This window comes from Paenibacillus sp. FSL H7-689 (genome assembly GCF_000517905.1).
Lineage (GTDB): Bacteria > Bacillota > Bacilli > Paenibacillales > Paenibacillaceae > Paenibacillus > Paenibacillus amylolyticus.
This window is the reverse complement of sequence record NZ_ASPU01000015.1, coordinates 350,699-372,778: the sequence shown is the minus strand read 5'-3', so window position 1 is coordinate 372,778 and position 22,080 is coordinate 350,699. Positions and strand designations below refer to the sequence as shown.

The window sequence follows — 22,080 nt, the reverse complement described above, 5'->3', positions numbered from 1 at the left end:
CGAATCATGTATAAAAATGTAGAAAAGTGAATTACTGTATTTCGTCCAAGGTGGCAAGCAAAATATTAAATGCACTTATAATGCGTGGAGCACCCACACATGGCGCCAGATGTAGCAATATTCCCTTGAGCTGATCTACAGTTACCCCGACACTCAGAGCCATCGTGTAATGTACGCCCAATTGTTCATACTGTCCTTGGGTGATCAACGAAGAGATGATAGCAACTTCCTTCCATTGATCCGTAATCGTGGTGCGCTGAAAGATATCCCCGTACGCCGTCCCCATAATAAATTCCGACAATTCGGGAAAATGTTCTTTGATGGGGGCGAGAGCTCTTGCGCCGTACTCACCAGATAGTTTCGCGAAACGGTCTAGTCCCTGAGCTACATGTTCACTCATGATATGCTCCTCCTAATTCAAATTTACGGTGCGGTGAGCTGTGGGTGGAATTTCATCTCGATCGGTCAGAAGCTCAATAACAGTTACCTGATTCAACGTCTGGGCTGTGTTCAACGCAGATGAGAATTCAGCAAGAGTCTCTGCTCGAAACGCAACCGCACCGAGAGATTCGGCGAATTTGGCAGCATCCATAGGAACTTCATATAATGTGCCATCAATTCTGCCTGTTGTTTTTTCCATTCCTTTGAGTGCCATGTCCAGTTGTTTGTTGTTAACGACAATGAAAATGACGTTCAGATTGTTGCATACCGCAGTATTGATCTCCGTCCCAAGCATCATGAAACATCCGTCACCGGTGATGCATACAATGGTCTCTCCGGGTGAAGCGGCTTTTGCACCTATCGCCATACCAATGGCGTTCCCCATGCAGGCAAAGTAAGCGTCAAACACAAAGCTGCCTGGTTTCTTGACTTTATATCGCTGAACCGCATGAAATCCATGGCTGCCATCATCAACAAACAGCTTATGATCATACGGAAGCAGATCGCTCATTCCATCTAGTACAGAAGCCAGAGACAGTTGGGGGAGATCTGGTAAAGGGACAGTGTAATCCATGGGTGCCGTGGTTCTCACAGGAGTAGGAAGGTCTTCTAATGTGCCCAGCAAATATTGCAGGTTGTCCTTCAAATCACCGGTGATATGTAAGGTTTGAGCGCTCAGAATCTTGCCTACAAATGTAGGATCAGCGTCAAATTGAATGAGGTGTGCCGGGTGATGTTCAGGCTTCAGATTGCAGAGGGTCATGTCACTTAGACGTGAACCGAGTACGATATAAAGGTCACTTTGGTTCAACATGTCGTCTGCATGCGGGAAACCTCCAACACCAAAAGGTCCATGGTACAAGGGATGGTCCCACGCAATCGCTCCTTTTCCACCAGGAGTAGTAATGACGGGAATGTTGAACGATTCGGCCAATTGAAGCAATTCATCATGGGCTCTGGCGCGACTTACACCTTTACCAGCAATAATTAAAGGGCGGTTGGATTGTTGAATGAGAGGAAAAATGCGATTCAGGTTAGATACGCTAAGCAGAGGTTCCGGTTCGGGAATGACAATCCGGCATTGGGATAACAACTCGGTCTGTACGTCAAAAGGAATACAGAGGTGAACAGGGCCTTTATTAGGACCGAGTGCAATGGAAAGGGCATGGTTCAGCAGTGTGCCGAAGTGATCTCCACGCTCAACCAGTTTGCTGAATAGCGTAGCAGGTCTGAACATTTCAGCCAGATCAGCCAGATAAGAAGAAGAATCCTGACACTGAGGGAGCCCCAGTTCCTGAATGGATTGATGACCCGTAATAAACAGTACAGGCAGATTGTTGGCCTTTGCATGGGCTGCTGCAGTAAGCAGATTGGTTCCGCCCGGACCGGATGTGGCAAAGGCAACGCCGAGTTTACCTGTCTGTAATGCATAACCGGATGCGGCAAAACCTGAGCTGGATTCATGACGGCCTGGAATGAACTCTAATCCGTAATCCACCATTTTCAGTACAGCAGGACAGATGGATTTACCAATAATACCAAAGACATGAGTAACGCCTAGATTACGCAGAGTTTCTGCCAAATAGTCCGCAACTGTTCTCATGCGGGACACCTCGCTTCATGAAATAGGTTATTAGAACCATACGCATATTCCATTTATTGAATGCAAGTTACAGTCTAAGGTTGTAAGAGGAAATATTCATTGTTATTAGGAAGAGTATCTTTTTTTGTGGTTTTTTGTCAACCTGTTTTTGTGAGTCTAAATTCCTGATTCTTAAGTTGGTAACGCTTTAAGTGTTGCTGGATAAAGTAAAAATAATTGGTTATATATCCCTGCAACGAATTACCCAATCGCAACAAAGTTACAAATAATGTAAAATAATGACTGTAAATGATGAATTTCAGCCTCTAATAGCCACTTGAAAGCTAGAGGTTTATTTTTTTTCGTATCAACGCATCGCATTCGAAATTCTTTGCTTTCTGCTATACTGGAAAGGAATTGGGAGGGGATGGAATGACAGTCATCAAGATGGCTCTGATTGGGCTGGGTAAAATGGGACTACATATGGTTCATCTAATCGAGAATACGAAGATGGACACGGAGATTGAGATTGTAGCGGTGTGTGATGCGAATGAGGAAGGTTTGGCGTCTTTTGCAGCTTCTCATCGGGGAGTTAGGACATATACGGATTACAAGCAATTGATGAATGAACATCAGATTGATCTGCTGTATATTGCAGTTCCGCCGAAATTTCATTATCCGGTTGTCATGGAAGCACTGGAGCGCAAAATTCATGTATTCTGTGAGAAACCGCTTGCCAATAGTGTAGAAGAAGCCGAAAAGATGCTGGATGCAGCAGAGCAGGCGGGCGTTGTTCATGCCATCCACTTCTCTATGCCGCATGAACCTTCCGTGCTGAAGTTGCAAGAGATGATTGAGCAGGGTACAGTGGGGACTATTCGCAAAATAGATCTCATTTTGCAATTCCCGCAGTGGCCACGATCATGGCAACAGAATGCATGGATTACGAGCCGGGAACAGGGTGGATTTATTCTTGAAGTGGGGATTCACTGGATTCATATGATTCAAAAGGTGTTTGGTGCAATCCGGGTAGTGAGCACTCAGGTTCAATATCCTGAGAATGGTGACTGTGAACTAGAAGTACAGGCTGCAATGGAACTGGAAGACGGGACTGGAATTCATCTAAATGGCATCTCTCAATTTGCGGGGGAAGAACGTGTATCCATGGTGGTGTACGGCACAGAAGGCACGATTGCCCTGGAAAATTGGGAAGATTTGAAGACGGGTCTGGTGGGGCAGCCACTGTCTCCAGTAGAAGTGCTTGAATCCGCCAGTGAATTGCCGGTTCTTAAACATGTCATTGCCCGTATACAGGGCAAACCAGCTAAGATATATGATTTTAACGATGGGTATCAGGCACAATTGATACTGGAAGCACTACGGAACACAGAAAACAGTGACCAACTTAATTAAGTATGATTTGGAATTAAGTCTGTCTCGAATGTTTAATTTTTCTTCGTTTGTGGTAATCAAGTTATACTACAAAGGAGGTATATTATGGTAAAAGGTAAAAAACTAATAGTATCTTTATGTTTATTTTTATGTGTCCCCACTCAGATTTTTGCAGAAGAAGACAGTCGAAGTGAAAAGGAAAGACTTATTGTGCAAAGTTACGGAATTTCATCTGAATTTGCTAGTGACTTAACTGACAATGATTTAGAGAAACTTCTGGCAAAAGAACCAAGATTGAAATCTAATAAAGATGAATATTTTAAACTTGTACACTTAATAAACGATGATAATCAAAAGATGAGGTCTTTTAGCGAGGACAGCACCAATACAGTAGTTACCAAAGTGACTAGAGAAGAAGCATTGAATGAAATAGCGAAAGAAATGCAAAGTGAAATTTCAACACAGAGCGTTGGGGACAGTAAAACTACAACAACATCGTGGCTAAGACTTGAAACAAATATGACTTATTACAATACTAATGGTCAGGTTTCGGTGAGATTTCAATGGCTTAAAAATGCTTATTATAATAAAGAGGATATTTTGGCCATTGGCCTTAGTAATAATGTAGCACCTCTAAATAATACAGCTAGTTTCGTTCATAAAACCGATACTTATAATCCACTGAATATGGACTGGCGTGAGTATACAGAGAATAATGCAACATTACGTTACCATCCTGGTGGCGTCACTGCTCAGTTTAATTTATTTTCACCAGCAATGAATTACAGGGATGAGAGAGGGTATCTTAGTTTTACCGTCAAGCCTAGGGAAAGTGGTAAATGGACCTTAAACTCATTTTATGATACTTTAGGATACTACAGACACCAAGAGAAAGTTTTTTCAATTTCGCCTAGCGTTTCCATTCCAATAGGAGGTTCTTTGTCATTAAATCAACAAGATAAGTTTTCAGAAGTGGATAGTTTCGCTCAACTACAATATAAATAATATACTTTCAAGGGAGTGAAGCAGATGGGAGCAAAAAAATGGCCTTTCTATATCATCATCCTACTCATTCTCTCCAATCTGGCTGTAACCTATATGCTCTGGAATTCGAACACTCAATATGATCGGCTTCAGGACAAAATGAATCAATCTTTCACAACGTATGCGGAGAATATTCAGGATCAATTGCGAGAAAATGCTGAACGGGGTTTGGAGGAAGAAATATACCTGTATCAAGCGGAATCTTCCAAATTAAATGCGGTAGCTACAGGTACAACCTATTACAGTGAGCAGCCGTTAGTACGCAATGTTTCTATGAATCTTGAACGATTTTTTAGAGATTATCCACGCTACCAGCATAAGTTGACTGTGTCAGAGGTAGAAACTTTACAGGGGTTGTTATCCGAGTGGATTACGAAGCCTGCAGATTTAGCCACGAATAACAAGCTTAATGATTTTCTTGTTTTGCAAAAATAAAAATAACGAGCATTCCTCTTCAAATACGCCCTTGGAGTTGAGGAGCGTTCACTCTGAGGGTGTTTCTATATGCTTCTGAAATGGAATGAAAAAAGATGATTTCTGTAAATACAGAAATCATCTTTTTCTTTCAACTCAGCCGTATCAGCAAGAGTTTTACTTAAGCTTGAATCGCTTAACCAGCTGATCAAGTGCATCGGACATTTCATTCAACTGCTTGGACGTGTCAGACATTTCCTGCAGAGAAGCAAGTTGTTCCTCCGTCATCGCAGATACTTCTTCTGTAGCTGATGCAGTATCTTCCACAACAGCCGATACTTCATTAATGGACTTCATCACAGCCTCACTACCGGAAGTTAACTCCTCGACAACAGCAGATACCTCCAGAACTTCACCACTGAGGTTATGAATATGCTGAGTAATGGTTGAAAAAGCATTACCTGCATCCTCAATGGTCCGCAACCCTTCATTCACATGTAGAGTGCTCTCATCAACCACCTGCACTGTACTTTGAACACCTGCTACCACGGTTTCCAATATACTTGTAATCTCTTTGGCTGATGTTGCACTTTGGTCTGCAAGATTACGGATTTCCGCGGCAACGACAGCGAAGCCACGTCCATTTTCCCCAGCGCGGGCAGCTTCGATTCCGGCGTTAAGTGCAAGCAGATTGGTTTGTCTCGCAATACCTGACATTGAATCTGCAATGTTGATCACTTGATCAGACATCTTCGAAATTTCATTAATGGCTTCCTGTACAGAGAGGAAGGATTGCTCAATGGAACTCATTTTACCTACAGCATTATCAATGCGCTGTTGCCCATCCACAGCAATGGATTCGGTACGAACTGCACGGCCTGCCACATCACTTGCCGAGGAGGCGACACGATTAAGCCCGTTGAGGGATTGCTGCATCGCAGCTACCATGGTTTGCGTAAGAGCAACCTGTTCATCAGCGCCTTCAGCGACACGTTCCATGGCAGTGGCAACTTCTTTTCCTGCAAGATGGCTATCAGCAACCCCTTTATCCAATCGATCCGAAGCTGTGCTCAGAATCATGGCATTGCTTTGTACGTCCAGCATCATTTGCTGCAAACCAGTGAGCATTGTATTGGCTGCCTCCGCGAGTTCACGAGTTTCGTCTTTCATTGGCGTAGCGATTCTCAGTGTCAGGTCACCATTGGAAGAACCGATGTCATTTAATGCCTGCTTTACGGTACGAATGTTTCTAACAATGGCACGTGACAGGACCAAAGCAGTGATGAACGAGATAATGGCCACAACGATAAGTGCCCCATACAGTTCCAAGTTCAGTAGTGTGTTTTTTTGCTTCAGTGCTTCTGTACGGTTATCGGTTAACGTATGCTCGTTGGTTCGAAACGTATCGAGAGCAGTCCGAATCTGGTCCATGTCTCTTTTACCTGGATCATCTGCGAAAAAATCTCGAATGGCCTGTGTATTATTGGCTTGGCGAAGGGCGACCATAGGTTCACCAGCGACCTGGACCCAGTTCTCCATATTAGTATGTATGTCTTCCAAAAGTGCAAGTTGAGCCGGATTATCCGAAATTAAAGCAGCAAGTTCATCTCTGAGTGTAATAAGTTGCTCTTTTCCTTGGGTGTAGGGATCGAGATAGTTGTCCTGACCCGTGATGATGTATCCGCGTTGACCTGTTTCCATATCTACCATGTTTCTTTCGAGTTCATAGGTGAGGGCGTGTACCCTCATATCGTGATCGACCAGAAAATCCAGTTCCCGTTGGAGCTGACTTGTGCTGTTCTGAATCAGCAGGATGCAACCAGCCAGTACAGCCAGTACGAGTAAATATCCTAATCCGATCTTATAAAAAATCTTAAAGGTCTTTCGCTTTTTCATGTTTGTTATTCCTCTCTATGGGGTATATGTAGTTGTCGAAAAAACCGGAAATTTGATAATTGTAGGTCTTTAGATTAGGTGTCTAAAGCACTATTTTTTAGTATTATACGTAAATAAACTTCTTTTGTATATAGTTTGTTTAACTATAATATAACGTTTGGTTAATGCTGTATAAGGTTGGGGTTGATGATGTTTTACAATCGTTGGTTTACACGTTCAAACGTTATGTTTATCATGGGAAGGGAACGATTCCAATTACATATACAATATCCCAATCCGAAAGGAACATTGGACATGAATAAAGAGAAGGTATTGCTCAAACCGGAAGCGATGATTTTTGACATGGATGGTACGCTGTTCCAGACAGAGACCCTGTTGTTGCCAGCTTACCAGCAACTATTTGATACATTGCGTGCCGAAGGGCACTTTGAAGGAGAAACTCCACCCGAGGAACGGATGCTGGGAAGTTTGGGCATGTTGCTCGAAGATATATGGAAAGTGGTTATGCCTGAGGCGTCGGAAGCGGCACATCGCCGTGCAGACGAACTGTTGCTTCAACTGGAGATTGAGGGGCTTGATCAAGGAGGTTCCCAATTGTATCCTGGGGTGAAAGAAACGCTGCAAGCATTAAAACAACAAGGAGTGCGTCTTTTTGTTGCAAGTAACGGGCTGGAGGACTATGTGAAGGGTGTGGCGTTTGCACACGAGATTATGCCTTTCTTTGAAGGGGTATACAGTGCAGGCCAGTACAAGACTCCTTCCAAAATTAATCTGGTGCAGATCCTGCTTGAGAAACATCGTATTCAGGACGCATGGATGGTAGGGGATCGCTCTTCTGATGTGGAAGCGGGTAAAATGAACGGTCAGGCGGTCATCGGCTGTGCCTATGCCGGGTTTGGTCGTGATGAGGAGCTTGCAGGCTCAGATGTGCTCATCTCTGATTTTACAGAACTGCTGCGTCTGTATGATGAAGCAGAGTAGCTTCTACGTTGCATACGTATCCTGAGATTTAAGATTACGAACCACATGAAATGAACCTGTATTCAACGGAAATTCGTTGAATACAGTTTTTTTTGTATGGTCATGCAGTCACATTCTCCCCTGTAGAAAGTTGATTTCCCTATCCCGCCTTCCTCCATATTCCCTCTATACTTCATTCAAAAGCTATAGGGGGTCCGATTCTGGTGAAACCATCCAAAATACATGCCTATATATTCATCTTTCCAAGTCTTTTTTTAACTGTTGTATTCGGGATCTATCCGCTGTTATGGGCGCTGCGTTACATGTTCTATGATTATCAAGGCATTGGGACGCCGGTCTTTATCGGGCTTGATAATTTTGGACGCATTTTGCGTGACGGCCAATTCTGGGATTCTGTAGGCAACACGGGTGTGTATGCCCTGGGCAAACTCGTCGTTACAATTCCATTATCGTTAACTCTGGCGATTATTCTGAATCGTAAATGGAGAGGGCGATCCCTCTTTAGGGCGATCTATTATCTTCCCACTATTTTTAGCGCTTCGGTCATGGCGATTGTATTTTTTATTATTTTCAACTCCTATAACGGAATATTGAATCAATTGCTGCTTAAGTATCATGTGATCTCCGAATCCATTAGCTGGCTGGGGGCTGAACATGCCATGTTAACAACCATCATCATCGCCATCTGGGGGGCTGTGGGCAACTATATGTTGTTGTTCATTGCAGGTCTACAGAGCATTCCTGAAGAGTTATATGAGGCGGCATCGCTGGATGGAGCGAGTGAGTTTCAGAAACTGCGAAATGTAACGATTCCGTTGCTGGGTCCTGTCTTGCAGATGATCATCATGCTGGCAATTACCACGGCGCTGAAAGGTTACGAGAGTATTATGGTGCTGACCGAAGGGGGGCCGTATGGCAAAACAGAGGTGATGTATCTGTATTTGTTCAAACTGTTGTTTCCCGTGTCGGCTGACACCCAATCACTCCAGCAGCTCGGTTATGGCAGTGCAGTCGGTTTCACAACGGCTCTCATCGTAGGGGCTGTGACGCTCATTTACTTCCGTATATCCAAAAAGCTCAATGATGTCTATTAATCCCTATCAGGAGGAAACGATGATGACTCAAAACGTGCTTGCGCCCTCAGGGTCTCCCCAACTCATTCGCTGGACCAAACGAACGGTACTTTGGTTGTTTTTGATCGCAATCGCTCTGCTGTCGCTGTTCCCCATCATACTTGTATTGCTCGGTTCCTTCAAAACAAACCAGGAATTGACCGGAGGAGCTACCATCTGGCCGAAGATTTGGCAGTTCTCCAACTATGCTCAGGCTTGGAAAACCGCCAATTTTTCGGGTTTTACCATTAACAGCGTGTTTGTTAGCATCAGTACAACAGTTGGCACACTGCTGGTAGCTTCGATGTCAGCCTACGCTGTGGATCGAGTGAATTTCAAAGGGAAAAAGGGGTACACCCTGCTCATGGCATCTACTCTGTTTATTTCCATAGGCGCGGTTGTGCTGCGTCCGCAATTTGACCTCATGGTCAAGCTGGGGCTGAATACCACGTTGTGGGGCGTTATTATTATACTGATCAGCGCACACGCTGCCACATATTTTATTCTGATTGGTTTCTTCAAGAGCATCCCGCGCGAACTGGATGAAGCGGCGATGATTGATGGCTGTAATTTTTTCACCACATACTGGCGAATTATTCTTCCACTCCTGCGCCCCGGACTCGCCGTTGCAGGTCTGGGTGTATTTCAGAGTTCATGGAATGAATATATTCTTCCTTTTGTGTTCACCATGAGCAATCCGGACTTGCAGACTTTGCCGGTTGGGCTGGCTAATCTGCGATATGGCATCGGAGCTGCGGCTGAGGTCCAACTGATGATGGCCGGAGCCTGTCTGTCCATTTTGCCGCTGCTCATCGTTTATATTTTTGCCAACAAATCATTCATGCAGGTGACCTTGGGAGCTGTGAAAGGATAGGCGTGAGCACAATCATGGAAACGGTTTTACGGGTTATTCCACTGTGCTATACTCATTTTAATTCACAGCGGACGGGCCAAGCCGTGTTCAAGGAGTGAGCGCCGATGATATTCGACTTTTATAAAATGTCCCTGAAAAAAAGAATACAGCTGCTGTACATTTTTCTCGTTGTCTTATGCATCAGTGTGACCGGGATATGCTCTTATCTCTTTGCTGCACGAAGCATTGAGCAGAATGCACTTGAACTGAAACAAAGCATTCTGAACAAATCAGTGCAGGTTATGGATGAACATCTAAGGCACATTGTTGTATCCTCTTTTTCTTTTATGCTCAATGAAACGTTCACCCAGGTCATGAAGGACGTGGGAAAAAATAACACATCTCATTATTATCAGAATCTCTCGCTGCTGCAAACATCGTTTGCTCAATTGAAGCTCGTAGAGCCACTGATTGATACTGCATATCTGACAACACCCATCGGTGATTTTTTCTCGACCAAAGACTTTCCGAATCGCAATAACTCATTCGACAGGGAATACGGACGCTACGTGAAGCTGCAAGGCTGGAATACGATGTGGTTTGGTTCACATCAGAGTCAATTGTTCCAATCCCAAGGAAATGTGTTATCTCTGTTGCTCAAACCTATTGTGATCGATAATCATACCTATTCGAATGTATATATGGTCGTCAATATGAAGGAAGAGGCGATGCGAGACATTCTGACGCAGGATCTCATGAATAACCAGATTCAACTGTTTTTGTTGCACAAAAACGGAAATGAAGTCATTCGGCCCAGGTCCCGAAATTACGATTTCATTATGGAGCCTGACTTTACCCAACAGTTTAGCCGTGGCGATGCTGGGGATTTTACCTACAGGAACGATCAGGGGGAGGACATGCTTGTTAACTATTCGGCATTGTCGATGAACGAGGATTGGGTCATGGTAAGTGTACAGTCCAAGGCTGACTTGTTGTCCCCCCTCCAAAAGATACGCTGGCTGATTATCCTGATCATGTTGTTTTGCATTTTGCTTGCACTCGGGTTGTCCAGCCTGGTGGCCTCCGCTCTGCTGAAGCCACTGAACAAACTGCGACGCCTGATGGTTGAGGTGGAGTCCAATGACCTGGATGTGCGGTTTCGCAGCAAGTATGACGATGAAGTCAGCGCTGTAGGGCATCGTTTCAATCGGATGTTGGACCAGATTCAGATTCTGTTTGAAGAAGTACGGACAACGGAGCAAGACAAACGGCGGTTTGAAGTTAAGGCGCTTCAGGCGCAGGTTGATCCTCATTTCCTCTACAATACCCTTAATACGATGTTCTGGAAAAGTGAGAGCGGAGAGAAGAAGGATGTAAGTGAGATGATCGTCTCCTTATCCTTATTATTCCGTCTGGGACTGAATGATGGGAAAGACATCACCAGTGTGGAGCAGGAGATGAAACATGTCGAACAATACATGCAGCTTCAGCAAAAATGTTACGAGGATCTGTTCGTTTATCGGATTGAGGTGGGGGACCCCTCTTGTTACGCTGTTGATATTTTAAAAATATTGCTTCAGCCCTTGGTGGAGAATTCCATCCTGCATGGATTCAAGGACAAAGAAGATTTGGGCGTTATCCTGATCCGCATTGATCGTCAGGGTGACACACTACGGCTGGAGGTGGCTGACAATGGATGTGGGATGGATGTAGCCAGTATCTATGCTGAGGATGTTCCTGACGGGGGACGCAAAGGTTATGCCCTATCCAATCTCCATGGCAGACTAAGCCTGCACTACGGGGATGTGGCCTCGATTGTGTTTCATAGCAGTACAGATGTGGGAACAACAGTTGTTATCACGATTCCGATCACCTGAGGAGGGGCAGTATGGGCCAATTGACGATGTGTGTTATGGATGATATCCAGGCAGTTGTAAAGGGCATATCTTCAACTATTCCGTGGGAAGATCATCAGGTTCGGATTGTAGGCACGGCGGGCAATGGAGAGCGCGGTTGGTCCTTGTTGCTGGAGCAGCAACCCGACATCGTGATTAGTGATATCAGGATGCCCAAGCTGAGCGGGCTGGAGCTAATGAAGCGGGCATTGGATGCCGGACTGCGAGCCAAATTTATTTTCATCAGTGGTTATTCGGATTTCCAATATGCACAGGAGGCCATTAAGCTTGGTGCATCCGATTATTTACTCAAACCGTTTACCCCTGAAGAAATACTCGGTGCGGTGTTGAAGGTAAGACAGGTAATTACGGAAGAGCAGGCACAGTGCAAGCAGTTGGAACAGTTGGAGCAGAAGGTGGAGAGCAGTAGCCAGTATGAGCGTCACAGCTATCTACTGGGCTTGTTGCGTCATGAAATCGGGGGATTCCTGAATGAAAGTCGCTGGAATGAGCTGCAGATTGATCTCGATTCCTCCAATCTTCTCGTCATGGTCATTGAGGTGGATGGTTATACGCGATATGGATACACGATGCATCTGGATGCCGAAATCGTTCCTTTTGCGGTCCAAAATATTGTGGGAGAAACCATAAACCGTTATACCAAGGGCGTTGTTTTACGGGAAAACCGATACCGGCTCGCAGCCATATTGAACATACCAAGCCAGATCGACGTCTCCGAGCTACTGGAGCAATGCCGCCAAAATGTGGAGCGATTCAGCAAAAAAACAGTCTCGATTGGTGTCGGTACGATTGCACGCAGACCACAGGAAATCTGGACGTCCTACGCACATGCAGATCAGGCGATTTCCTATCGCTTTTACAGTGAAGGCAATTGCATTCTCCAGTATGCTGAACTGGAGAATCAGGCATGTGTGGCTCCGATATATCCTCTGGAGAAGGAGAAAGAGCTTTTTTATGCCCTGAAATGTGGTAATGAGAGCACCTGTCACCGCATCATTGATGAAATTCTCGAAGAATGGCAGGTTTCCGAAGGTTTTCCCGAGCCACTCACGATGATTCGTTTGCTGTCTGGACTTGCTTTTGCCATCTACCGTGCCTTTTGTGATGAGATTACAGCAGAGGAACGCTTGCGTCTGGAGGCCGACCTGACAGTGCTTGAGGCGATGCGCTCCTTGACGTTTGAGGGTTGGAGGGGATATATCAAACATTTTAGCAGCATGGGTTGCGAGATTATGGACAAAAAACGACTCACCGATGTCAAACAGGCCATTAGCAAAGCACAAGAATATATCAGTCTGAATCTTGCAGAAAATCTGACGCTGCATGCTTGTGCCCAATCCGTGCATTTAAGTCCAAGTTACTTTGCCAATGCCTTCAAAAAGGAAACCGGCATAACGCCGATTCAATATATTACTAAGATGAGGATGGAAAAGGCAAAAGAGTTGCTGGTTGCAGGTGTACAGGTGCAAGAGATATGCCAGAGGCTGGGTTATGAGGACAGGCCTTATTTCAGCGGTTTGTTCAAGAAATATTGCGGCATGACGCCAACCTGCTTCCGGCAAATGTATGAGAACTGAAAACAGATACGGATCGTCATTTTTCCCACCATGTAAAGTCAGAATGTCCCTCACCTCCATGAAAGCGTAGCGATTATCATTACGTTAACGGATAACTCAAACAGGTTGTCCAGACAAGCATAAGGGGGCATATCAATGGTTAAAAAGTGGATGGTGACTACGCTAAGTGCATTGCTGGCGCTAAGTTTGGCAGGTTGTTCTGCTGACAGTGGTACTTCGGCAAATAGCGAATCGGGGACCAGCGGGGAGAATGCCGGAGGGAAAACCAAAATCATATATTGGACACCGGACCGCCATGATGCTGATTTTATGAAATCCAAGATCGATGAGTTCAACCAGACGAACAAGGACAACATTGAAGTGGAGATGACCGTGATGGGGGACAACTATCCACAGGCGGTCGATATTGCTTTTGCCAGCAAGCAGGCACCCGATGTGCTGCAAGTTAATGATTTTCAGACATATTATCAGAAGGGGTATCTCGCCCCGATCGATGGATACATGAGTGATGAGATGAAGGCCGTGTTTAAAGACAGCTTGATTGAAAATAAAAACACGATTGATGGAAAAATATATTCCCTCCCCAATACAGGGCAGGTCTGGCGGCTTGTGTATAACAAAGATATTTTCAAAAAGGCAGGGATCGAGAGTCCACCAAAAACGTTGGCTGAGATGGTTGCGGATGCCAAAAAAATTACCGAAATTGGTAAAAGTGAAGGCATCTATGGCTTTGCCAGCCCATTCAAGAGCAGCAGCGGTTTCTGGAGAGCAGCCAATACGATTGCAGGTGCAAGCAATAATGTTGGTATTGATGGTTACAACTACAAGACTGGTCAATTTGATTTTGGGATGTACAAGGATATCGCAATGGCGCTTCGTCAGATGAATCAGGATGGCAGCATGCTGCCAGGGGTAGAAAGTCTGGACATCGATCCCCTCAGAGCCCAGTTTGCTCAAGGCAAAATCGGAATGTACATTAACCACTCCGGTGAACCAGGGGTATATAAAGATCAGTTTCCTACAAAAGAAAATTGGGCAGCCGCTCCTGTACCAACTAATGATGGAACGATCAAGGGCGCTTCACAAGTCATCGGGGGCTCCTACATCGGCATCAATGCAGATTCTGCCAACAAGGAATCGGCATGGAAGTTTATGGAGTATGTGTACAGCACAGATCTTCAGAGTGAGTATTACGAAAAAGGATACGGAATCTCACTGATTCCTGCTGTATTAAGCTCTGACAAAAAACCAAGCATTCCGGGCATTGAAGGTTTCCTGCCCAAACGTTATGATGCCATTTTCCCGGCAAATCCAAGTGTGGTAACTGAGAGTTCACTGGAAGGCACCAAATGGAGTGAGGCTTTTTCAATCTTTGTATTCACGGGTGGCGATCTCGATGCTGTGATCAAGGATCTGGATACAAGGTATAATGCAGCTCTAGAGAAAACCAAAGCGGCAGGGCTGACCAACATAACTGCTGATCCATCATTTGATTCTTCCAAACTTCAGGGTAAATTGTCCACAGAAGACTAATAAACATTCATAGCGGCCGTGGTTTAACCACTTCGGTCGCTTATTCAAAAGGAAAGGGGAAAAGCAAAATGATTATTAATCATGCGTCTATCGATGCACATATCGTGAACGAAACGAGTTCCCGCAAGATCTTGGGTATGGGCGGTACATTAATGATGGTGGAGGTTACCTTTGCTAAAGGTGGTATTGGAGAAGTTCACTCCCATGATGCGCACGAGCAGGTCAGTTATATCGTCAAAGGCAGCTTTGAGGTACAGGTCGGTGAAGAAACTCACATCTTAAAAGCAGGGGACAGCTTTTATGCCGGTTTTAACGTCCCGCATGGGGTCAAGGCACTGGAGGACTCCGTCATTCTGGATGTGTTTACCCCGTTCCGTCAGGATTTCCTTGAGGCGTCCGAATGACCGATTTTTACCTTTCGGCAACGGACCTGCAACGGGCTGCCCAATATTATGAAAAACATTTTCCGGAAGAAGCCCGAAATTCGCTCACGATTGCCAATCGTGCCATCCTGAATGAATTTATCGTTCCTTATACCAACGATCTGAATCGCTGGATTCCGATGGGGACACCCGTGGACTGGCTTCACAACCCGACCAATGATCTGGAGTTCACATGGGGCATCAATCGACACTGGCATATGCTCGATCTGGGCAAGGCGTATCTGATGAAAGGCAATCCGCTATATGTAACAGCATTTATTGACCACTTCCGTAGCTGGAGACAGCAAAACCCGGTACCTGTAAATCTGGTTTACGACGAGGCTGTGTTCTTTCAAAAACCCGGTCCTTGGCGTCTGCTGGAGACGGGACTACGTGTGCAGTCCTGGATATCGGCATATAAATATATGGAAGCGAGTTCACTGATAGACGAAGGCTTTCAGGCGGAGTTTCGACAAGGTCTGGACGAGCACGCCGAGTTTTTGACCCGGTATCTCGGCAGCACGGAAATCAATCATGCCATTATGCATATGCAAGGGTTGTTCATGATTGCTACGTTCTACCACCAGCACCCGCGAAGTCCACACTGGCGTCAAGTGGCGATGGAACGTCTTGAGCTGTGTTTGTTGCATCAGTTGGGTGAAGAAGGGATACAGGTTGAACTGACAACACATTACCACAATGCCAGCATCGAAATGTTTGGCACCCCTTATCGATTGGGCGAGATTTCAGGACATCCTTTCTCGGCATGGTATGCCCGCTGTCTACGCCAAATGGCCGCATTTACTGAGGCACTGATCCGACCAGATCATCAGTCTACCGGTATTGGTGATTCGGATTGGGTTGGCGATGGGCGACAACGACTGACCCTGCTTGGCGCGATCCTGGACGATGATGATTTGATGGCTCGCGGAACGGATAGCTCGGAGTGTCTCTGGTTGCTGGGTGTGGAGAAATATGAGCGATGCCTCCGACTACAGGCTGCTTCTTCTCCGGCTTTGTCGAGCCGAGCCTTTCCGCAGACAGGATATTATGTCATGAGGGACAAGTATCAATATCTTTTTTTTGATGCGGCTGCCATGGGCGGAGCACACGGACATGCGGATGCGCTGAATGTGGAGTGGATGTGGAAGAACCAGCTTTTCTTCACGGACACCGGACGTTATACGTATGAAGAAGGGAAATGGCGTCGGTATTTCAAAAGTACGCGGGCGCACAATACCGTCACGGTGGATGGTCTGGATCAGACACCTTATCTCTCCACACAGCAATGGGGTGAACCGGAGGCTCAGGCCACAACGTTACGTTGGGAGAGCAATGACAGCTATCACTTCATTGATGCTTCACAGGATGGATATACACATTTGCCAGATCCAGTTACACATCGTCGGTGGATGCTGGCAGGGGTGGAGATCCCTATACTAATAATTGTGGATTGGCTGGAGGCAGAAGCAGAGCATACTCTGGAGCAACGTTTTCACCTGCATCCGCAAGCGGATATTGCGTTGAGAATGAATGAAGCTGGAGAAATGACGGCGGATATGAGCTATGAGGCATCTTCCATAACGCTGATGATGCAATGGGTTACGGCAGGCATCGGGAAGGGAGCCTTCGCGTTGACGGAGCAGCCCGGCTGGGTATCTGAGGTGTATGGTTCCAAGTCGGAAACATCGGTCATCCAGGGCAAGACTGATTTCTCGGGTAAAGTGGGTATTCTGACGTTGTGCCTCCCCGCGGATCATAATGATCAGGTTACACGTGTTACCACATGCGAACTAGAACCTGACCTGATGAGATTGGCATTATCTTATGTGCAAGGTGAGGAAAAAGGGTATATTGTGATAGACAACGACACGCTGCAATGGACGAAAGAACAGAAATAAAAAACAGTGAAGCAGGAGCAGATGCTCGCACTTGGCGAACATAGACTCCTGCTTTTTCTTCACTCACTTGGCTTTATTTTTTCTTTTTACTCTGGGTGATTTTTGCGTAACGGGCTTGGGACTGGCTGGCTTTCTGGCCGTTCCGGGAGGTCTGTTGCGATATACCCATAAGGCATACTCCAGCGGCTGAGTGATGGCTTTATAATAGATATCCCGCTCCCCGATGCGAGCGAATACTTCACGTGCAGGTTTGGGGTTAACTTCAAGCAGGTAGATACGCCCGCTTCTGTCAATCGCCAAATCCAGTGCCAACTCACATAGGTCCCCATACGTATCTTCCAGAAACGAAGCAACATCAATGCCGAATTTCTCTGCAGTTGTGTTAATTTCTGCCCGGAGGTCGTCATCTTCGATCCATTGCTTCATGAGTCGGTCCATCGCTATTGCCTGACCGCCGCCATGCAGATTGGAGGTTACGCTTTTTTCTGCACCCATGCGTCCAGCACATCCAGTAAGCTCCCATTGTCCTTCTCCGTTCTTCTGAACGAGCATGCGATAATCATGCACACGTCCATTCGGAAGCTGAAGTTGAATGCCCTTTTGTACAAGATACTTGTCTTTCATGTTCCAGTGCTGGAGCAACGCGCCAAGTCGTGATAAATGAACTTTACGTGGAGTGATGATACGACGCTTCTGATCCCGCCCTTGAACAAGCACTGTATTAGCCTCGCTACTGCTGCGTTCAATGCGCAGAATACCACGTCCGCCTGTTCCATTAATGGGTTTGAGATAGACCAGAGAAGAAACTTTAAGCATCCGGTTTACATCGGACATATCCTGAAATAGAGCGGTTTCCGGCAGGTGTTCACGAAAGTTGGCTTTTTGCAAAAGGGTCTGGTGGATGGTCCATTTATTGCGCAGTGGCCTGTTCAGAAAGAGCAGATGCCCATATTTCTCACGAAAAGCAAGCAATTGCTGGAACCTTCGGTTACGCTGAATCCGGCAACGATCAAAGATCAGGTCCGGGAATGATCGCCACTCCCTGGACCAGCCTTTTCCCTCATGAAAAACCATGGCTTCAATTTGTTTGCCGCCGGGGTGTACGTCGGCTGGTGTGAATACATAGATATCGAGTCCCCGCTTGCGCCCTTCAAGAATCATTCTGCGATAAACGCTTCGTTCTTCAAGAGCGCGATGTTCATTTAAGTACAACGTCATAATGCCCAGAACAGGTGAGGACACAAACAATCACCTTCTTTTTGCAGTATTCCTGTCTATCATCGTTTGGACTGACGGGCAAGATAAGCGCTGTAGTGAAATATACGTTCCAATGATCGCCGTCTGATCTGTGGTTCATCAAACTTCATGGGCTTTGCATTGGCTTCGAAGAACCAGAGTTCCCCCAGGTCATCAATGCCCAGATCCATGGACATTTCTCCGAGCGTGTAACCTGATCCCCGTTCTACCTGTCTTGCGATCATTAATGAAGTGGATTTCACACGTTTCATCAGGGTTGTTGACATTTCTTCGCCAAAAAGCTCGGTCAGCAGCTTCTCAGGGTCTTCTACGCTCCCGCCGCGCGGCACATGAGTTGTAATGCTACGGGAGCCAGCAAGTCTCGCTCCTACACCGGTTACGCTCCATTGGCCCTTGGTGTTCTTTTGTACAAGAACACGCAAATCGAAGGGGCGTTTACGAGAGGATGCCAGTTCAATGCCTTGTTGCATGATATAGGGCGTATGTCCGGTTTCTTTGCGAATTCGTGCCCATAACTTGGCAAGTGTAGATGCTTTATAGGTCGTGCTTCTACGTGTGGTTTGTATTTTGAGACGATAGGGAAGCCGTTCTTTTTCCTGAAATTTAAGCATCATGATTCCTTTACCAGCTTTGCCGCTCTCGGGCTTAAGGTACAGATAGGGATACGTCCGTAGAACGGCACCCAGAGAAGAAGCACTTCGCATCCGCCGAGTATAAGGGATCAGTTGCTGAGTCGATTTGGATTTCCTGAGCCATTCGAACAGATCCCATTTGTTGAAAAAGAATGGGTTATACAGTTCGATTCCTGATTGCATGCATTCGTCAATTTTACGCTGCACGGAAGGTTTTCCTTCGTCTTCCCGGTTGGGAATACGATTGTACAGAACATGGGGAAGGGGGAAAGGTTGTGAAACCCACTTTCCACTCCCCTTGTTGTACGTATATCCTTTCACGGTGGGGCCACTCACGTTCAGATCCCGTACAGTTACAATGTACACCACGTATCCCATGCTCTCGCCTGTCTGTAAGATATCCTGAAAATTTTGATGATTTCCCCTGAACATACGCTGTTTATCATGCATGGTCAAAACAGCAATGACAGGTTTGAAATCATCATGAAGGGTCATCAAATCTCTTCCTTCTTCCGGAACTTGCTCAAATACAGGCAGTGTTCCAAGATGTGCTCCACCGACGATTTGCCCTCCACCCGGAGTGAAGGGTGACGGAAAATGGAGCGCCCGGGTTTGGCGTTCGCTTCGAACATCCATACATGTTCCTCCTGATCAATGCCCAGATCAAAGCCAATCTCACCAATCAGATGCTGGTGCTGGGTTTCAATCGCCTGGGCCAGTGTAATAGCGACGGATTTGGCATGCTGAAGAACTTCTCCCGCACGATCGCCGAAGTTGCGACTGAGCGCCTGCTCAGGAGTCATTAGGGAGCCGCCATTTTTGATGTGTGTTGTGACGCTGCCACGTCCTGCCTTTTTGGCTCCAATCCCGACAACAACCCATTGATTATTACCATTTTTGTGCATGTGAAAACGGAAATCAATTGGACATTCATCAATCTCAATTAGACGTATTCCCTGCTGAACTACATATCCGCGTAGCTGCTTGCCATGTCTTCCCTGAAGCATGCGCATCAGACTGTTGAAGGACCCAAAACGCAGGAGTGCATTACCGCCTTTTTTGCGATAACGTGCGAAATATCCACGTTTGGGCGAATAAGTCAGGCGGTAGATCCCGTTCCCCAGACTTCCGGCAGTAGGCTTATAGTAGACGAACTGATGGCGTTCCAACATTTCCTTCATCTGTTCAACGGAAGGATTGGTAATCGATTCAGGGATATACCGTCCTGCTGCCGGCTCGTTCTCCAGCAACGTATAGATATCCGATTTGTTGAAGAAGCTCCAGTTGAAGAACGGAATTTTTCGGCGAACAAATCGTTCCCGCAGCTGGTTGATTGCTGGTGAGAAGTCTGAACGACGGCTTGGTAACCGGTTGTAGACAACATCGGGCAGAGGTACGGTTCTGCGGGTAAAGCTTCCGTTATCATTCAGGAAAAAACCCGATACAGTCTCGTTCTGCCAATTGATATCCCGAGGAGTAAATGCGTAAATGTAGGATTTACGGCTGCCTTCACGGAGTAACTGTTTGATGAAACCAGTACGGGAACCGAATGGATTCGTGCTCGTCGCAGGCCCATCAGAGAGTACGCCGATCAGTGGACCTAACTGGACCTCATCATTTTGCAAATTCCGGAGATAAATACTGCCCCGTTTGGGAACGTTCATCATATTACGGATACCTGAAGCGAGATACAGATGTTTACCTGCTTTTTTGATTGGTTTGATCGTTGCAGGTACCCGGTCACGCCCGAAGCGAAGGTGCACCGTTTTTTTGCCGGACAGGTTGAGGCTCTTCATTAAAGCGTTGGATACATAAACCACTTTATCCGGTTGCTTGGTGAAATGCAGATTGCAAAAGGTCAAACTCATGATTTATCCTCCTATCCTGAAAAGATCCTTGGGCTCCATGGCAAGCGGGCGCTGCGGGCCTCAGCCGCCGTGAATCGGGATGGGTTTCAGGCCAGCTTTGCTGGATGTATTCGGCAATTTCATTGGACGAAAGACGTCCGTGAGAACATGTTGTTGCAACAGATAACGGGCATAGGCAAGCGGCCGGGTATAAGTCAGGGTATGCATGCGTCGGTCGCCCGCTTCTGCAAATGAGGTGCGGCCTGGTTTGGAGTTGACTTCAATTAGCCAGAGTTGGCCCTCTGCATCTGCTCCGAAATCAAGCCCCAATTCGGCTAACCTGCCGAAACGGCTTTCCAGCAGGGTGGGGATAAGCGTAGCAGTCTGCCGGATGCTCTTCAGCAGAGTTTCCGTGCGGATCGTTCCATATCGCTGGAGCAGATATGCGTGGGCAGGATATGCTTTACCCCCACCGTGAAGATTGGACGTGAGTGAACCTTCGGGTCCTTCCCGTACCATACATCCGGTAAGCGTCCAGCGACCTTGCCCATTCTTTTGCATTAGAGCCCGTATGTCGAATGCTCTTCCATGATGGCTAAGCTCCAGATATGGCTGCACGATCATCTTGCGCTCAGCCTGATGTAATGCTAGCCAGGAAGATACAGCCTGGGTATGGTTGAATGTAAGAAAAAAGGGTTCATTGTCCTCGTTACGCCCCTCCACGATCCATGTTGATGGAGTCGTTCTCCGAGACAGGCGAAAGGTATTCTTGCCATGAGTCCCGGATACCGGTTTGAAGAACAGTCCTTTGGGCCAACGGTCCAGCCATGTTTCCCAAGGGATATGCGATCCGATCCGGGTTGTGGGAGCAAGTTGTGACCTCAATTCAGGATTTCGGGACAACACACGATGTACCTCCCATTTTCCTGGAAGGGAAGCAGACCAATAACGGTGTTGATCTGTGCCGTTGGTTGGTATCCATTCCTTAAGCTGTTGTCTGACGTACCTGGAGATAGGGCGAAGACAACGATCCATAATGAGATCGACTGCAGGAACAGGTACCGAATTCCACTTCCCTTGATGATAGACATATCCCCATTGAAGAGGGAGTTGGACTGCATCATTCGATATCGGGATCACAATAATCTGAAGGGCGTATTTCATGCTCCCCAAACTGAGACGACGGCAGAAAAGTTCATCCGTAAAGGGAGGTGAGCCTTCGGTTGCACGTACCAGAATGGCCAGTGTCTTGGTCTGAGATGTTGGAAACATTACGCTGC

Annotated in this window: 18 protein-coding genes; 11 read left to right on the top strand and 7 right to left on the bottom strand. The window is 46.4% G+C overall.

Annotated elements, in window-relative coordinates; all coding sequences use genetic code 11:
• Positions 1–31: 31 nt before the first annotated feature.
• Both C170_RS12590 and C170_RS12585 read right to left on the bottom strand, forming a co-directional pair.
• The gene (locus C170_RS12590; protein ID WP_017689521.1) at positions 32–400 is read right to left on the bottom strand and encodes a carboxymuconolactone decarboxylase family protein; all 369 of its coding nucleotides are present in this window, start codon (positions 398–400) and stop codon (positions 32–34) included.
• Between the two features lie 12 nt (positions 401–412).
• Positions 413–2,044, bottom strand: coding sequence for a thiamine pyrophosphate-binding protein (locus C170_RS12585; RefSeq protein WP_036609901.1), 1,632 nt, complete (start codon positions 2,042–2,044; stop codon positions 413–415).
• Positions 2,045–2,455: 411 nt separating this feature from the next.
• Here C170_RS12585 and C170_RS12580 point away from each other — a divergent pair, with 411 nt between their 5' ends.
• The 3 genes from C170_RS12580 to C170_RS12570 all read left to right on the top strand — a co-directional run bounded on the left by C170_RS12580 (position 2,456) and on the right by C170_RS12570 (position 4,894).
• Positions 2,456–3,436, top strand: a complete 981-nt coding sequence (locus tag C170_RS12580) for a Gfo/Idh/MocA family protein (RefSeq protein WP_036609898.1) — start codon at positions 2,456–2,458, stop codon at positions 3,434–3,436.
• An 84-nt stretch (positions 3,437–3,520) separates the two neighbouring features.
• Entirely contained in the window at positions 3,521–4,420 is a 900-nt protein-coding gene (locus C170_RS12575) for a hypothetical protein (RefSeq protein ID WP_036609894.1), read from the top strand.
• 24 nt (positions 4,421–4,444) lie between these two features.
• On the top strand, positions 4,445–4,894 hold the full coding sequence (locus tag C170_RS12570; protein ID WP_036609890.1) for a hypothetical protein: 450 nt from the start codon (positions 4,445–4,447) through the stop codon (positions 4,892–4,894).
• Positions 4,895–5,050: 156 nt separating this feature from the next.
• Here the strand turns inward: C170_RS12570 and C170_RS12565 are convergent, their stop codons facing one another.
• A complete protein-coding gene (locus C170_RS12565) occupies positions 5,051–6,769 on the bottom strand; it encodes a methyl-accepting chemotaxis protein (RefSeq protein WP_036609887.1) in 1,719 nt (572 codons plus the stop codon).
• 294 nt (positions 6,770–7,063) lie between these two features.
• Between C170_RS12565 and C170_RS12560 the strand changes: the two genes are divergently transcribed.
• From C170_RS12560 to C170_RS12525, 8 genes are all read left to right on the top strand, one after another.
• A complete protein-coding gene (locus tag C170_RS12560; RefSeq protein WP_036610980.1) occupies positions 7,064–7,750 on the top strand; it encodes an HAD family hydrolase in 687 nt (228 codons plus the stop codon).
• 203 nt (positions 7,751–7,953) lie between these two features.
• Entirely contained in the window at positions 7,954–8,844 is an 891-nt protein-coding gene (locus C170_RS12555; RefSeq protein ID WP_036609885.1) for a carbohydrate ABC transporter permease, read from the top strand.
• 22 nt (positions 8,845–8,866) lie between these two features.
• The gene (locus C170_RS12550; RefSeq protein WP_051447142.1) at positions 8,867–9,736 is read left to right on the top strand and encodes a carbohydrate ABC transporter permease; all 870 of its coding nucleotides are present in this window, start codon (positions 8,867–8,869) and stop codon (positions 9,734–9,736) included.
• A gap of 104 nt (positions 9,737–9,840) precedes the next feature.
• Positions 9,841–11,592: a sensor histidine kinase gene (locus C170_RS12545; protein WP_036609882.1), complete on the top strand. Its 1,752-nt coding sequence runs from the start codon at positions 9,841–9,843 to the stop codon at positions 11,590–11,592.
• Positions 11,593–11,603: 11 nt separating this feature from the next.
• Positions 11,604–13,208 (top strand): helix-turn-helix domain-containing protein, encoded by a 1,605-nt coding sequence (locus tag C170_RS12540; RefSeq protein WP_036609880.1) that lies wholly within the window; start codon positions 11,604–11,606, stop codon positions 13,206–13,208.
• Between the two features lie 135 nt (positions 13,209–13,343).
• The gene (locus C170_RS12535) at positions 13,344–14,741 is read left to right on the top strand and encodes an ABC transporter substrate-binding protein (protein ID WP_036609877.1); all 1,398 of its coding nucleotides are present in this window, start codon (positions 13,344–13,346) and stop codon (positions 14,739–14,741) included.
• Between the two features lie 68 nt (positions 14,742–14,809).
• Entirely contained in the window at positions 14,810–15,145 is a 336-nt protein-coding gene (locus C170_RS12530; protein ID WP_036609875.1) for a cupin domain-containing protein, read from the top strand.
• The gene (locus C170_RS12525; RefSeq protein WP_036609872.1) at positions 15,142–17,064 is read left to right on the top strand and encodes an alginate lyase family protein; all 1,923 of its coding nucleotides are present in this window, start codon (positions 15,142–15,144) and stop codon (positions 17,062–17,064) included. Before C170_RS12530 ends, C170_RS12525 begins: the two co-directional genes overlap by 4 nt.
• A gap of 63 nt (positions 17,065–17,127) precedes the next feature.
• On the opposite strand, the gene C170_RS12520 is transcribed toward C170_RS12525, so the two are convergent.
• The 4 genes from C170_RS12520 to C170_RS12505 are packed head-to-tail and all read right to left on the bottom strand — an operon-like array spanning position 17,128 to position 22,072.
• Positions 17,128–18,306 carry a YheC/YheD family endospore coat-associated protein gene (locus C170_RS12520; protein ID WP_143781262.1) on the bottom strand — a complete coding sequence of 393 codons (1,179 nt, stop codon included), beginning with the start codon at positions 18,304–18,306 and terminating at the stop codon, positions 17,128–17,130.
• A gap of 35 nt (positions 18,307–18,341) precedes the next feature.
• Complete coding sequence (locus C170_RS12515) at positions 18,342–19,448, bottom strand: YheC/YheD family endospore coat-associated protein (protein WP_036609870.1); 1,107 nt, start codon at positions 19,446–19,448, stop codon at positions 18,342–18,344.
• On the bottom strand, positions 19,448–20,821 hold the full coding sequence (locus C170_RS12510; protein ID WP_036609869.1) for a YheC/YheD family endospore coat-associated protein: 1,374 nt from the start codon (positions 20,819–20,821) through the stop codon (positions 19,448–19,450). The genes C170_RS12515 and C170_RS12510 overlap by 1 nt, the downstream gene beginning before the upstream one ends.
• Before the next feature lie 60 nt (positions 20,822–20,881).
• The gene (locus C170_RS12505) at positions 20,882–22,072 is read right to left on the bottom strand and encodes a YheC/YheD family endospore coat-associated protein (protein WP_051447141.1); all 1,191 of its coding nucleotides are present in this window, start codon (positions 22,070–22,072) and stop codon (positions 20,882–20,884) included.
• Positions 22,073–22,080: the final 8 nt, after the last annotated feature.

Coding starts and splice junctions, on each gene's coding strand:
- C170_RS12590 (WP_017689521.1), bottom strand. CDS start 400: ATGAGTGAACATGTAGCTCAGGGACTAGACCGTTTCGCGAAACTATCT.
- C170_RS12585 (WP_036609901.1), bottom strand. CDS start 2,044: ATGAGAACAGTTGCGGACTATTTGGCAGAAACTCTGCGTAATCTAGGC.
- C170_RS12580 (WP_036609898.1), top strand. CDS start 2,456: ATGACAGTCATCAAGATGGCTCTGATTGGGCTGGGTAAAATGGGACTA.
- C170_RS12575 (WP_036609894.1), top strand. CDS start 3,521: ATGGTAAAAGGTAAAAAACTAATAGTATCTTTATGTTTATTTTTATGT.
- C170_RS12570 (WP_036609890.1), top strand. CDS start 4,445: ATGGGAGCAAAAAAATGGCCTTTCTATATCATCATCCTACTCATTCTC.
- C170_RS12565 (WP_036609887.1), bottom strand. CDS start 6,769: ATGAAAAAGCGAAAGACCTTTAAGATTTTTTATAAGATCGGATTAGGA.
- C170_RS12560 (WP_036610980.1), top strand. CDS start 7,064: ATGAATAAAGAGAAGGTATTGCTCAAACCGGAAGCGATGATTTTTGAC.
- C170_RS12550 (WP_051447142.1), top strand. CDS start 8,867: ATGACTCAAAACGTGCTTGCGCCCTCAGGGTCTCCCCAACTCATTCGC.
- C170_RS12545 (WP_036609882.1), top strand. CDS start 9,841: ATGATATTCGACTTTTATAAAATGTCCCTGAAAAAAAGAATACAGCTG.
- C170_RS12540 (WP_036609880.1), top strand. CDS start 11,604: ATGGGCCAATTGACGATGTGTGTTATGGATGATATCCAGGCAGTTGTA.
- C170_RS12535 (WP_036609877.1), top strand. CDS start 13,344: ATGGTTAAAAAGTGGATGGTGACTACGCTAAGTGCATTGCTGGCGCTA.
- C170_RS12530 (WP_036609875.1), top strand. CDS start 14,810: ATGATTATTAATCATGCGTCTATCGATGCACATATCGTGAACGAAACG.
- C170_RS12525 (WP_036609872.1), top strand. CDS start 15,142: ATGACCGATTTTTACCTTTCGGCAACGGACCTGCAACGGGCTGCCCAA.
- C170_RS12515 (WP_036609870.1), bottom strand. CDS start 19,448: ATGACCCTTCATGATGATTTCAAACCTGTCATTGCTGTTTTGACCATG.
- C170_RS12510 (WP_036609869.1), bottom strand. CDS start 20,821: ATGAGTTTGACCTTTTGCAATCTGCATTTCACCAAGCAACCGGATAAA.
- C170_RS12505 (WP_051447141.1), bottom strand. CDS start 22,072: ATGTTTCCAACATCTCAGACCAAGACACTGGCCATTCTGGTACGTGCA.